Annotated in this window: 11 protein-coding genes; 9 read left to right on the top strand and 2 right to left on the bottom strand. The window is 70.5% G+C overall.

Annotated features, from left to right (window positions below):
- The first annotated feature begins 326 nt into the window (after positions 1–326).
- From ACWEEU_RS28455 to ACWEEU_RS28430, 6 genes are all read left to right on the top strand, one after another.
- Positions 327–1,784 carry an outer membrane protein assembly factor BamB family protein gene (locus ACWEEU_RS28455; protein WP_451736102.1) on the top strand — a complete coding sequence of 486 codons (1,458 nt, stop codon included), beginning with the start codon at positions 327–329 and terminating at the stop codon, positions 1,782–1,784.
- A gap of 194 nt (positions 1,785–1,978) precedes the next feature.
- The gene (gene rpsO / locus ACWEEU_RS28450; RefSeq protein WP_199588317.1) at positions 1,979–2,269 is read left to right on the top strand and encodes a 30S ribosomal protein S15; all 291 of its coding nucleotides are present in this window, start codon (positions 1,979–1,981) and stop codon (positions 2,267–2,269) included.
- Positions 2,270–2,565: 296 nt separating this feature from the next.
- Positions 2,566–4,785 (top strand): polyribonucleotide nucleotidyltransferase, encoded by a 2,220-nt coding sequence (locus ACWEEU_RS28445; RefSeq protein WP_385745101.1) that lies wholly within the window; start codon positions 2,566–2,568, stop codon positions 4,783–4,785.
- The gene (locus ACWEEU_RS28440; RefSeq protein ID WP_451736098.1) at positions 4,782–6,161 is read left to right on the top strand and encodes a M16 family metallopeptidase; all 1,380 of its coding nucleotides are present in this window, start codon (positions 4,782–4,784) and stop codon (positions 6,159–6,161) included. The genes ACWEEU_RS28445 and ACWEEU_RS28440 overlap by 4 nt, the downstream gene beginning before the upstream one ends.
- A gap of 36 nt (positions 6,162–6,197) precedes the next feature.
- Complete coding sequence (dapB, locus tag ACWEEU_RS28435) at positions 6,198–6,950, top strand: 4-hydroxy-tetrahydrodipicolinate reductase (RefSeq protein ID WP_385751502.1); 753 nt, start codon at positions 6,198–6,200, stop codon at positions 6,948–6,950.
- A 10-nt stretch (positions 6,951–6,960) separates the two neighbouring features.
- A complete protein-coding gene (locus ACWEEU_RS28430) occupies positions 6,961–7,413 on the top strand; it encodes a tetratricopeptide repeat protein (protein ID WP_385751499.1) in 453 nt (150 codons plus the stop codon).
- A gap of 69 nt (positions 7,414–7,482) precedes the next feature.
- Here the strand turns inward: ACWEEU_RS28430 and ACWEEU_RS28425 are convergent, their stop codons facing one another.
- Both ACWEEU_RS28425 and ACWEEU_RS28420 read right to left on the bottom strand, forming a co-directional pair.
- The gene (locus ACWEEU_RS28425; protein WP_385751299.1) at positions 7,483–8,037 is read right to left on the bottom strand and encodes a hypothetical protein; all 555 of its coding nucleotides are present in this window, start codon (positions 8,035–8,037) and stop codon (positions 7,483–7,485) included.
- An 87-nt stretch (positions 8,038–8,124) separates the two neighbouring features.
- Entirely contained in the window at positions 8,125–8,361 is a 237-nt protein-coding gene (locus ACWEEU_RS28420) for a hypothetical protein (RefSeq protein ID WP_385751296.1), read from the bottom strand.
- Positions 8,362–8,557: 196 nt separating this feature from the next.
- Between ACWEEU_RS28420 and thyX the strand changes: the two genes are divergently transcribed.
- The 3 genes from thyX (at position 8,558) to ACWEEU_RS28405 (ending at position 12,197) form a co-directional block, all read left to right on the top strand.
- On the top strand, positions 8,558–9,286 hold the full coding sequence (thyX, locus tag ACWEEU_RS28415) for an FAD-dependent thymidylate synthase (RefSeq protein WP_385751293.1): 729 nt from the start codon (positions 8,558–8,560) through the stop codon (positions 9,284–9,286).
- 214 nt (positions 9,287–9,500) lie between these two features.
- The gene (gene dapA / locus ACWEEU_RS28410; protein WP_451736092.1) at positions 9,501–10,400 is read left to right on the top strand and encodes a 4-hydroxy-tetrahydrodipicolinate synthase; all 900 of its coding nucleotides are present in this window, start codon (positions 9,501–9,503) and stop codon (positions 10,398–10,400) included.
- 111 nt (positions 10,401–10,511) lie between these two features.
- Positions 10,512–12,197, top strand: a complete 1,686-nt coding sequence (locus ACWEEU_RS28405; RefSeq protein WP_385751288.1) for a ribonuclease J — start codon at positions 10,512–10,514, stop codon at positions 12,195–12,197.
- The last annotated feature ends 311 nt before the right edge of the window (positions 12,198–12,508 follow it).

The following is a 12,508-nucleotide window of genomic DNA, read 5'->3' as shown; positions in this document are numbered from 1 at the left end:
GCCCTTCGAGGGTTCCGCCACCCCGGCCGTCGGCTCCGCCGCCCGCGACCGGAACGGGCAGCGCGCCAGGGTGCTCACGGACAGCCGCTCGCGGTGGCTGGGGTACCCGCCCCGGATGCCCCGTTGCCGGTCCGGCGTCCCCGCCGAGCGGTGGCACCACCTCGCCCCAGGGCGCGCCAAGGACCCCCACCCCGCTCCCGTGACCACCAAGGACGCACCAGCCTCCCCGCAACCACCAAGCCCGGGTCACCCCGCCCCCGAGCCCACCGGCAGAGCCGCCACCCGAATCCACGGACACCACCGCCCACCACCCCGAAAGGCCCCCGATGACCTCGCCCCCGCCCTCCGCCTACACCGCCTCCACCCTCGCGGTCGACCAGCAGCGCCGTCGCCGTCGTACCCGGCTGCTGCTCGGCGGGGTGGCCGCGGTCGTGGTCGGGTGCCTGGCTCTCTGGGCCTGGTCCGGGACGGGAGGCGCGCACGACGACCGGCCCCCGGCCGCCGCCCCGCAGGCGCCCGACGCGGTGAGCCGTACGGTCGAGACGCCGCCCCGGTCGGTCGAGGGCAGGGCGGTGGTGCGGTACCGCGAGGAGATCCGCCAGGTCGGCGCCACCGCCGACGCCCCCGGCGCCTGGGCGACGGACAAGACCTTCGCCAAGGGCTTCGTCAACACCATCAAGGGCTTCACCCTCACCAAGGAGAACGCGACCGACGCGAAGGGCGACCGCCCCGCCTGGACCCTGAGGTTCCCCGGACCGCTGTGCGCCACCACCCGGCACGTCAGCGCGGCGGGCTGGACGGCCGTCGCCTACGCGGGCGAGCACGTCGACCCGGACCAGAGCCTCGGCGCCCCCTGCGACCGGCTCGCCGTCGTCGACCTCGACACCGGCAGGAAGCGCTGGGAGACCCGGCTCGGCACCGCCGACGCCCCGGCCGGCAACGTCAACGTGACGATGACCGATGGCGCGGTGGTCGTCGCGGGCGACCAGGGCTCCGCCGCGTACGACACCACGCACGGCAGGCGGCTGTGGACCCGCTCCGACCGTGGCACCTGCACGGACACCGGCTTCGCGGGCGGCTCCGCACTGCTCGCACTCGCCCGCTGCGGCGACTCCGCGGCCCCCCGCTTCCACGTCGAACGCGTCGACGCCCGCACCGGCCGCACCTCGTGGACGTACCGCGTCGGCGAAGGCATCGAGAGCGTCTACCTCGCCTCCGCCGACCCCGCCGTGATCGCCGTCGCCGCCGGGGACGCCGAGGTCAGCCATCTGATCCCGCTCGACGAGCACGGCCGGGCGCGCGGCACGATCCGGCTGGCCGACACCCACACGCCCACCGGCTGCGACCGCCCCTTCAGCGCCGTGGTCGAGAGCTGCCGCTCGGTCGTCGTCGGCGCCCGCGAGCTCTACGTCCCCGTGGACGACGACATCGTCGCCTTCGCCCTGGCCACCGGCGAGAGCGGCCGTCGCTTCGCCTCGTCCACCGGCGCCATGACCCCGCTGAAGACGAGCGCGGGCCGCCTGATCGCCTACCGTGAGGGCAGCGGCTTCACCCCCTCCGCCGTGGTCTCCCTCGACCCCGCCACCGGCAGGGAACGCCCGCTGCTGCTCTTCGGCGCGAACCCCGACGACCTCGCCGGGACGGACGACCCCACGCGGGACGACGTCCTCTACGAGCACGGCCGCCTCTTCTTCGGGGCGACCAGCGTCTACGGCCCCACCGACAAGGGCCACCGGGGCGAGCTGTCCAACGTGGCGGTCGGCGTCGAGAGCGTCGCCCGCTGACCCCGGCCGGAGCCGCCGCGGCCCCCTGGTACCCTGAGTGACGGCCGTTCGTGTCAGCGCCCCCGCAGCAGATGCCTCACAGCACCCGCTCCGGAGACCGCGCCGGACGGACCACCGCCTTCCGAGTCACGGAAGCACCCCCGAGATGCAGACCGGGGGCACTCGAAGGCACACCGAATACCTGAGGAGTACGCGTGTCGCTCGACGCCACCACGAAGAAGCAGATCATCGCCGAGTTCGGCCAGAAGGAGGGCGACACCGGCTCCCCCGAGGTCCAGGTCGCGCTGCTGTCCCGTCGGATCTCCGACCTGACCGAGCACCTCAAGGCCCACAAGCACGACCACCACTCCCGCCGTGGTCTGCTGATCCTGGTCGGCCAGCGTCGCCGCCTGCTGCAGTACCTGGCCAAGAAGGACATCCAGCGCTTCCGTGCCCTGGTCGACCGCCTCGGCATCCGCCGCGGTGCGGCCGGCGGCGCCAAGTAAGACGCCACGAAGGGAGCGGTTCCCGGTAAGGATCGGGAGCCGCTCCCTTTGCTGTACGTGCGGAAACGTGCGGAGTGTCACCGACCCTTTGTAGGGTGTTGGCACACAACGCATCACGTACGACACAGAACGAGGGAGACGCGCACCTCGCCGCCGCCGGTCCTCGGTAGTGGCCCCCGGGGGGAAGACGCCCCGGGTGCTTCGATCGAAGACCGGCCCGCACCAGAAGGAGCGCTTCTCCCACCACCGTCCCCCGCCACACGGGCGAGCGGGACGAAGACGAGGAGAAAACGCTAGTGGAGAACGAGACCCACTACGCCGAGGCCGTCATCGACAACGGCTCGTTCGGCACCCGCACCATCCGCTTCGAGACGGGCCGCCTGGCCAAGCAGGCCGCCGGTTCCGCCGTGGCGTACCTGGACGACGACACCATGGTGCTGTCGGCGACCAGCGCCTCCAAGACCCCCAAGGACCAGCTCGACTTCTTCCCCCTCACGGTGGACGTCGAGGAGCGGATGTACGCCGCCGGCAAGATCCCCGGCAGCTTCTTCCGCCGTGAGGGCCGCCCCTCCGAGGACGCGATCCTCACCTGCCGCCTGATCGACCGCCCGCTGCGCCCCTCCTTCAAGAAGGGCCTGCGCAACGAGATCCAGATCGTCGCCACGATCATGGCGCTCAACCCCGACCACCTGTACGACGTCGTGGCGATCAACGCCGCGTCCGCGTCGACGCAGCTGGCCGGCCTGCCCTTCTCCGGCCCGATCGGCGGCGTCCGCGTCGCGCTGATCCGCGGCCAGTGGGTCGCGTTCCCGACGCACACCGAGCTCGAGGACGCCGTCTTCGACATGGTGGTCGCCGGCCGCGTCCTGGAGGACGGCGACGTCGCGATCATGATGGTCGAGGCCGAGGCCACCGACCAGACGATCAAGCTGGTCGAGGGCGGCGCCGAGGCGCCGACCGAGGAGGTCGTGGCCGCCGGTCTCGAGGCCGCCAAGCCCTTCATCAAGGTCCTGTGCCGCGCCCAGTCCGACCTCGCCTCCAAGGCCGCCAAGCCCGAGGGCGAGTTCCCGGTCTTCCTGGACTACCAGGACGACGTCTACGAGGCGCTCAAGAAGGCCGTCCAGCCGGAGCTGGCCCAGGCCCTCACCATCGCGGGCAAGCAGGAGCGCGAGGCCGAGCTGGACCGCGTCAAGGGTCTGGCCGCCGAGAAGCTCCTGCCGGAGTTCGAGGGCCGCGAGAAGGAGATCTCCGCCGCTTACCGCGCGCTGACCAAGCAGCTGGTCCGCGAGCGCGTGATCAAGGAGAAGAAGCGCATCGACGGCCGCGGCGTCACGGACATCCGTACGCTCGCCGCCGAGGTCGAGGCCATCCCGCGCGTGCACGGCTCGGCGCTGTTCGAGCGTGGCGAGACCCAGATCCTGGGCATCACCACCCTGAACATGCTCCGCATGGAGCAGCAGCTCGACACCCTCTCCCCGGTGACGCGCAAGCGCTACATGCACAACTACAACTTCCCGCCGTACTCCGTCGGCGAGACCGGCCGCGTCGGCTCCCCGAAGCGCCGCGAGATCGGCCACGGCGCCCTCGCCGAGCGCGCCCTCGTGCCGGTGCTGCCGACGCGCGAGGAGTTCCCCTACGCGATCCGCCAGGTGTCCGAGGCCCTCGGCTCCAACGGTTCGACGTCCATGGGCTCGGTCTGCGCCTCCACCATGTCGATGCTGAACGCCGGTGTGCCGCTCAAGGCCCCCGTCGCCGGTATCGCCATGGGCCTGATCTCCGAGCAGGCCGACGGCGAGACGCACTACGTCACCCTCACCGACATCCTCGGTGCGGAGGACGCCTTCGGCGACATGGACTTCAAGGTCGCCGGCACGAAGGACTTCGTGACCGCCCTCCAGCTCGACACCAAGCTGGACGGCATCCCGGCCTCCGTCCTGGCCGCGGCCCTCAAGCAGGCCCGCGACGCCCGTCTGCACATCCTCGATGTGATGACCGAGGCCATCGACCGGCCGGACGCCATGTCCCCGAACGCGCCGCGGATCATCACCGTCAAGATCCCGGTCGACAAGATCGGTGAGGTCATCGGCCCCAAGGGCAAGATGATCAACCAGATCCAGGAGGACACCGGCGCCGAGATCACGATCGAGGACGACGGCACCATCTACATCGGTGCCGCCGACGGCCCGGCCGCCGAGGCCGCCCGCGCCACGATCAACAGCATCGCCAACCCGACGATGCCGGAGGTCGGCGAGCGCTACCTGGGTACGGTCGTGAAGACCACCACCTTCGGCGCCTTCGTCTCCCTGATGCCGGGCAAGGATGGTCTGCTGCACATCTCGCAGATCCGCAAGCTCGCCGGCGGCAAGCGCGTGGAGAACGTCGAGGACGTCCTCGGTGTGGGCCAGAAGGTCCAGGTCGAGATCGCCGAGATCGACTCGCGCGGCAAGCTCTCCCTCGTCCCCGTGATCGAGGGCGAGGACGGCTCGGACGACAAGAAGGACGACGCCGACCAGTGACGTCCCGTAGCTTCAAGGCGACGGCCCGCACCTCCTCGGAGGCGCGGGCCGTCGCCCGTACCCAAACCCTCATCAAGGGCAGAGACGGCATCGGCACCGTCCGCAGGACCACCCTCCCGGGCGGCCTGCGCATCGTCACCGAGACACTGCCCTCCGTGCGCTCGGCCACCTTCGGCATCTGGGCGAACGTCGGCTCCCGCGACGAGACCCCCGCGCTGAACGGCGCGACGCACTACCTGGAACACCTGCTCTTCAAGGGCACCGACCGCAGGTCCGCGCTCGACATCTCCTCCGCGCTCGACGCGGTCGGCGGCGAGATGAACGCGTTCACCGCCAAGGAGTACACGTGCTACTACGCGCGCGTGCTCGACACCGACCTGCCGCTCGCCATCGACGTGGTGTGCGACATGCTGACCGGCTCGCTGATCCGCGAGGAGGACGTCGACGTCGAACGCGGCGCCATCCTCGAAGAGATCGCGATGACCGAGGACGACCCGGGCGACTGCGTGCACGACCTGTTCGCGCACACCATGTTCGGCGACAACGCGCTCGGCCGCCCCGTCCTCGGCACCGTGGACACGGTCAACGCCCTCACGGCCGACCGCATCCGCCGCTTCTACAAGAAGCACTACGACCCGACCCACCTCGTGGTCGCCGCCGCCGGCAACATCGACCACGCCAAGGTCGTCCGCCAGGTCCGCACCGCCTTCGAGCGGGCCGGCGCCCTGACCAGGACGGACGCCCAGCCCGCCGCACCGCGTGCGGGGCGCCGCGCGATCCGCGCCGCCGGACGCGTCGAACTGCTCGGCCGCAAGACCGAGCAGGCGCACGTCGTCCTCGGTATGCCGGGACTCGCCCGCACCGACGACCGCCGCTGGGCCATGGGCGTACTGAACACCGCACTCGGCGGCGGCATGTCCTCCCGGCTGTTCCAGGAGGTCCGCGAGAAGCGCGGCCTGTGCTACAGCGTCTACTCGTACACCTCCGGCTTCGCCGACTGCGGCCTCTTCGGCGTCTACGCGGGCTGCAGGCCCAGCCAGGTGTCCGACGTGCTCAGGATCTGCCGCGACGAACTGGACCACGTGGCCGAGCACGGTCTCACCGACGACGAGATCGCCCGCGCCATCGGCCAGCTCAAGGGCTCCACCGTCCTCGGCCTGGAGGACACCGGCGCGCTGATGAACCGCATCGGCAAGAGCGAGCTGTGCTGGGGCGAACAGATGTCGGTCGACGAGATGCTGACCCGGATAGCCATGGTGACCCCGGACGAGGTCCGGTCGGTTGCCCGCGAGATCCTGGGACAGCGCCCGTCGCTGTCGGTCATCGGTCCGCTCAAGGACAAGCAGGCCGCGCTGCTGCACGACGCGGTCGCCTGATCCCTCGGTCCCCAACTGGCTGTAAGGAAACGGAAGATGAGCAAGCTGCGCGTGGCGGTCCTCGGCGGAGGCGGCCGCATCGGGTCCGAGGCGGTACGAGCCGTCGAGGCAGCCGAGGACATGGAGCTGGTCGCCGCCCTCGGCCGGGGCGACAAGCTGGAGACCCTGGTCGACACCGGCGCCCAGGTCGTCGTCGAGCTGACCACCCCGGCCTCGGTCATGGGCAACCTCGACTTCTGCGTGCGCCACGGCATCGACGCGGTCGTCGGCACCACCGGCTGGACCGAGGACCGCCTCGCCCAGCTGAAGGGCTGGCTGGAACTGTCCCCGGAGACCGGTGTGCTCATCGCGCCGAACTTCTCCATCGGCGCCGTCCTCACCATGAAGTTCGCGCAGATCGCCGCGCCGTACTTCGAGTCCGTCGAGGTCGTCGAACTGCACCACCCGAACAAGGTGGACGCCCCGTCCGGCACCGCCACGCGCACCGCCCAGCTCATCGCCGAGGCCCGCCGCGCGGCGGGCACGGCCCCGGCGCCCGACGCCACGGTCACCGCCCTGGACGGTGCCCGCGGCGCCGACGTGGACGGCGTTCCCGTGCACGCGGTCCGGCTGCGCGGCCTCCTCGCGCACCAGGAGGTGCTGCTCGGCGCCGAGGGCGAGACCCTCACCATCCGCCACGACTCCCTGCACCACAGCAGCTTCATGCCGGGCATCCTGCTCGGCGTGCGCCGCGTGGTGTCCACCCCGGGCCTGACCTTCGGCCTGGAGAACTTCCTCGACCTCGGCTGAGAGCCCCGTCATGCGCGCGAAGATCACCTACCTCGTCACGGCCGCCGTCCTGGTCTTCTACTTCGTCCTGGTCGGCAGCCGGGGCGTCATGCTCATCGAGTCCGGCACGCTCCTGACCGTCACCTTCGGCGTGGCGGTGCTGATCCTGCCGGTCATCGGCGTGTGGTTCCTGTGGAAGAACACCCAGTTCGTCCGACGTGCCAACGCCCTCGCCGCCGAGCTGGAAGCCGAGGGCGGCCTGCCCGTCGACGAGCTCAAGCGCACCCCGGGCGGCCGGATCGACCGCGACTCGGCCGACGAGGTCTTCGCCCGCCGCAGGGCCGAGACCGAGGCCGCTCCGGACGACTGGCGGAGCTGGTTCCGGCTCGCCGTTGCCTACCACGACGCCCGCGACACCCCGCGCGCCCGCAAGGCGATGCAGCGCGCCATCGCCCTGCACGACGGCAGGCCCGTCCCGGCCTGACCCGCCGACAGCGGAAGGGGCCGTCCCGCGACGACGCGGGACGGCCCCTTTTTCCGTTGCTCCGCGCGGTCAGTGCGGTCGGTACTCCGCCGCCCACGCCTCCACCGCGTCCGCCGCCCGGTCGAACCCTGCCGGGCGGTTCAGGAAGTCCAGATCGTGCGTGGTGAGCAGCGGAGCGGTCTCGTCCGGCGCCCGGTCGGCGCGCACCAGCGTCAGCGCCTGCCCCTGCACCGTGCGCGGCAGCCCCAGCCAGCGCACCGGCTGCTGCGCGGTCCGCACCGAGACCACCCGCTGCCACGGCACCGTGCGCGTCATCAGGAAGGTCACCCGGCGCAGCCCGTGCTCGCTCACCCACACACCCACGCGCAACACCCGCAGCGCGGCGAGGATGATCGCGAAGGCCAGGCCGAAGATCGCCCCGGCGGAGGCCGCCGAGCCGGTCAGCGCGATGAGCACCGCGGCGAACAGCACGAAGGACGACAGCAGCAGCCCCACGGCCACCCCGCCCACCCGCCAGGGCCCGGGGCGGTACGGCCGCCGCCAGCGGTCCCGGTCGTCGTAAGGCAGCGAGCTCGCGGGCGCCGCCTCGGTGGTGCGGTCGGCCGTCAGGAAGGGGAGGGGCACGGCTGTTCCTCATTGGGTCGCGTGGGCTGTGACCGGTGAGGCTATCCGCCGGTGATCGCGCTCACCAGCCATGGACCGCCGTAAGGGTCAATGCCCCTGCGCCGCCTGGGACTGCGGACCCTGGGGAGCGGCGGGCGTGGAGAGCGCCGGCACCCCGAGCATCAGCGCGCCGACCAGACCCGCGACGAGCGTGAGCCCCAGCAGCCAGCGCCCGGCTATCTCGCCGGTGGACGCCCGCTCACGGGGCGGGGGAGCGACATTGCCGCGGAACCTGTCGGCTTCGGCGAGGAAGGCGAAGGGCACGGGCTCACGGCGTCGGAACACGGGGGCGTGTCTCCTCTCGGGGCTTTCGGGGCGCAGGGGGATGCGACTCGTTCATACAGACGAGCGATTGTCCCAAAAGGTGCCCATGTCAGGAAAACCCGCTGGATGCGATCTTTGAGGTGAGGTGGTGGTTGTCCTGAGAGATGCGCGTGCCCCGTATGGTGGGCGCAAACCCGGAAGTGATGGAAGGACCCGCGTGACCACCCCCCAGCCGCTCACCCTCCGCAGCGACGTCACCGTCGAACTGGTGAAATCCAGCGCGTCGGACGCCGACGTCCTCTTCGCCGCCCGCGTCTCCACGCTCGGCGAGCAGTCCCTGGACGAGCTGGGGAAGGACCCGGAGCGTTCCAAGGGGCTGATCAACTACCTGATGCGCGACCGGCACGGCAGCCCGTTCGAGCACAACTCGCTGACCTTCTTCATCAGCGCCCCGATCTTCGTCTTCCGCGAGTTCATGCGGCACCGCGTCGGCTGGTCCTACAACGAGGAGTCGGGCCGCTACCGGGAGCTGGAGCCGGTCTTCTACGTCCCCGACACCTCCCGCAAGCTGGTCCAGGAGGGCCGTCCGGGCAAGTACGTCTTCGTCGAGGGCAGCCCCGCCCAGCACGAGACGGTGCGCGACACCCTGACGGAGTCCTACGAGCAGGCGTACGCGGCCTACCAGAAGCTGCTCGCCGAGGGCGTCGCCCGCGAGGTCGCCCGCGCGGCCCTCCCGGTCGGCCTCTACTCCTCGATGTACGCCACCTGCAACGCGCGCTCCCTCATGCACTTCCTCGGTCTGCGCACCCAGCACGAGCTGGCCAAGGTGCCGTCCTTCCCGCAGCGCGAGATCGAGATGGTCGGCGAACTGATGGAGGCCAAGTGGGCGGAACTCATGCCGCTCACGCACGCCGCCTTCAACGCCAACGGCCGGGTCGCCCCGTAAAAACGAAGCCCCGTTCCCCTCGACGGAACGGATGTACGGAGCAACCTTGCGAAGTGTCCGTATTGCGGCATTTAGCGAAGTTCATCTAGCCTGATCAAACGGACCCGGCACTGCTTGAACCCCCGAGCAGGCAGTGCCGGGCTCCATTTTTGTCCTGACTTACCCGGCACCCCACGGGGCGACCATGGATCGAGTACCGAGTAGCGTGTCACCCATGGCTCCGACCTCGACTCCGCAGACCCCCTTCGGGCGGGTCCTCACCGCCATGGTCACGCCCTTCACGGCGGACGGCGCACTCGACCTCGACGGCGCGCAGCGGCTCGCCGCCCACCTGGTGGACGCAGGCAACGACGGCCTGATCGTCAACGGCACCACCGGCGAGTCCCCCACCACCAGCGACGCGGAGAAAGCGGACCTCGTCCGGGCCGTCACCGAGGCGGTCGGCGACCGCGCCCACGTCGTGGCCGGAGTCGGCACCAACGACACCCACCACAGCACCGAGCTGGCCCGCCAGGCCGAGGCCGCCGGCGCCCATGGCCTCCTGGTCGTCACGCCGTACTACAACAAGCCCCCGCAGGAGGGCCTCTACCGGCACTTCACCACCGTCGCGGACGCCACCGGCCTGCCGGTCATGCTCTACGACATCCCCGGCCGCTCCGGCGTCCCGATCAGCACCGAGACGCTGGTCCGCCTCGCCGAGCACCCCCGGATCGTGGCCAACAAGGACGCCAAGGGCGACCTCGGCCGCGCGAGCTGGGCCATCGCCCGCACGGGCCTCGCCTGGTACTCCGGCGACGACATGCTCAACCTGCCCCTGCTGTCCGTCGGCGCCGTCGGCTTCGTCTCCGTCGTCGGTCACCTGGTCGCCCCGGACCTGCGCGCGCTCGTCGACGCCTACACCTCGGGCGACGTCGTCAAGGCCACCGAGATCCACCAGAAGCTGCTCCCGGTCTACACCGGCGTCTTCCGTACCCAGGGCGTCATGACCACCAAGGCCGCCCTCGCCCTCCAGGGCCTGCCCGCGGGCCCGCTGCGCGCGCCGATGATCGAGTGCACGGCGGAAGAGACCGCCCAGCTCAAGCTCGATCTCGCCGCCGGCGGGGTACAGCTCTGACAACAGACTTCCGCACCACCCGAGCTTCACAACTGAATCGACAACTGCACGCACGAACGTCACCCGCGCCACGTGCCACCGGTACGTGGCGCGGGTGGTCAGGAGAGTCTTTTGAGTCATCCGCACCCTGAACTCGCCCCCCCGCCGCCGCTCGCCAAGGGCGGCCTGCGGGTCACTCCGCTCGGCGGTCTCGGTGAGATCGGCCGGAACATGACGGTCTTCGAGTACGACGGCCGTCTGCTGATCGTCGACTGCGGCGTCCTCTTCCCCGAGGAGGAGCAGCCCGGCGTCGACCTGATCCTGCCGGACTTCTCGTCCATCCGGGACCGCCTCGACGACATCGAGGGCATCGTCCTCACGCACGGCCACGAGGACCACATCGGTGCCGTGCCCTACCTGCTCCGCGAGAAGCCGGACATCCCGCTGATCGGCTCCAAGCTCACCCTCGCGCTGATCGAGGCCAAGCTCCAGGAGCACCGCATCCGCCCGTACACCCTTGAGGTGGAGGCGGGCGACCGCGAGCAGGTCGGTCCGTTCAACCTCGAGTTCGTCGCGGTGAACCACTCCATCCCGGACGCCCTCGCGGTCGCCATCCGCACCCCGGCCGGCATGGTCGTGCACACCGGTGACTTCAAGATGGACCAGCTCCCGCTGGACAACCGTCTCACCGACCTGCACGCCTTCGCGCGGCTGTCGGAGGAGGGCATCGACCTCCTCCTCAGCGACTCGACCAACGCCGAGGTGCCGGGCTTCACCCCGCACGAGCGCGACATCTCCGGGGTCCTGGACCAGGTCTTCGCCGGCGCCAGCAAGCGCATCATCGTCGCGAGCTTCGCCAGCCACGTGCACCGCATCCAGCAGATCCTGGACACGGCCCAGAAGTACGGCCGCAAGGTCGCCTTCGTCGGCCGCTCCATGGTCCGCAACATGGGCATCGCCCGCGACCTCGGCTATCTGAAGGTCCCGCCGGGCCTGGTGGTCGACGTCAAGCAGCTCGACGACCTCCCCGACGACAAGGTCGTCCTGGTCTGCACGGGCTCCCAGGGCGAGCCCATGGCGGCCCTGTCCCGCATGGCCAACCGCGACCACCAGATCCGGATCGTCGAGGGCGACACGGTCATCCTGGCCTCGTCCCTCATCCCGGGCAACGAGAACGCGGTCTACCGCGTGATCAACGGCCTGACCCGCTGGGGCGCCAACGTCGTCCACAAGGGCAACGCCAAGGTGCACGTCTCCGGACACGCCTCGGCCGGCGAGCTGCTGTACTTCTACAACATCTGCAAGCCGAAGAACCTCATGCCGGTGCACGGCGAATGGCGCCACCTGCGTGCCAACGCCGAGCTGGGTGCCGCGACGGGCGTCCCGCACGACCGCATCGTGATCGCCGAGGACGGCGTCGCGGTCGACCTGGTCGGCGGCAAGGCCAAGATCGCGGGCAAGGTGCAGGCCGGTTACGTCTACGTCGACGGCCTCTCCGTCGGCGAGGTCGGCGAGCCCGCGCTGAAGGACCGCAAGATCCTCGGCGACGAGGGCATCATCTCGGTCTACGTGGTCATGGACTCGACCACCGGAAAGATCACCGGTGGCCCGCACATCCAGGCCCGCGGCTCCGGCATCGACGACTCGGCCTTCTCCGAGATCCTCCCGAAGATCACCGAGACGCTGGAGCGGTCCGCCCAGGACGGCGTCGTGGAGCCCCACCAGCTCCAGCAGCTCATCCGTCGCGTGCTCGGCAAGTGGGTGTCGGACACCTACCGCCGACGCCCGATGATCCTGCCGGTCGTCGTCGAGGTCTGACCTCCGACGCTCTGACCTGCACAGAGGCCCCCGAACTCCGGTCCGGGGGCCTCTGCCGTACCCCCGCTGGAAAAAATCTTGACAGCCTGGGTTGACACTGCCCGGTCGCATCCGTAGAGTTCTTGGTCTGCCCCGGAGCCGTAACGGTTCTGTGGTGGCACCTCCGCCGCGCAAGCGGCACTCCAACCACCAGCACGATCTCCCGTTCGGGATTGTTTTCGGCGTGTCCGAATTCAATTCGAATGGGGCTCGGCAGCCCGATTAGGAACTGCCGGGGTTGATCCGCTAAGGTTTGAGACGTCGGAACGGCC

The sequence above is a fragment of the Streptomyces sp. NPDC005004 genome (genome assembly GCF_053600675.1).
This window is presented reverse-complemented; position numbering and strand designations above follow the sequence as displayed.

What these genes read in the sequence shown, in the direction of transcription:
- ACWEEU_RS28455 (WP_451736102.1), top strand. Translation starts at nt 327, where the DNA reads ATGACCTCGCCCCCGCCCTCCGCCTACACCGCCTCCACCCTCGCGGTC.
- dapB (WP_385751502.1), top strand. Translation starts at nt 6,198, where the DNA reads ATGAGCAAGCTGCGCGTGGCGGTCCTCGGCGGAGGCGGCCGCATCGGG.
- ACWEEU_RS28430 (WP_385751499.1), top strand. Translation starts at nt 6,961, where the DNA reads ATGCGCGCGAAGATCACCTACCTCGTCACGGCCGCCGTCCTGGTCTTC.
- dapA (WP_451736092.1), top strand. Translation starts at nt 9,501, where the DNA reads ATGGCTCCGACCTCGACTCCGCAGACCCCCTTCGGGCGGGTCCTCACC.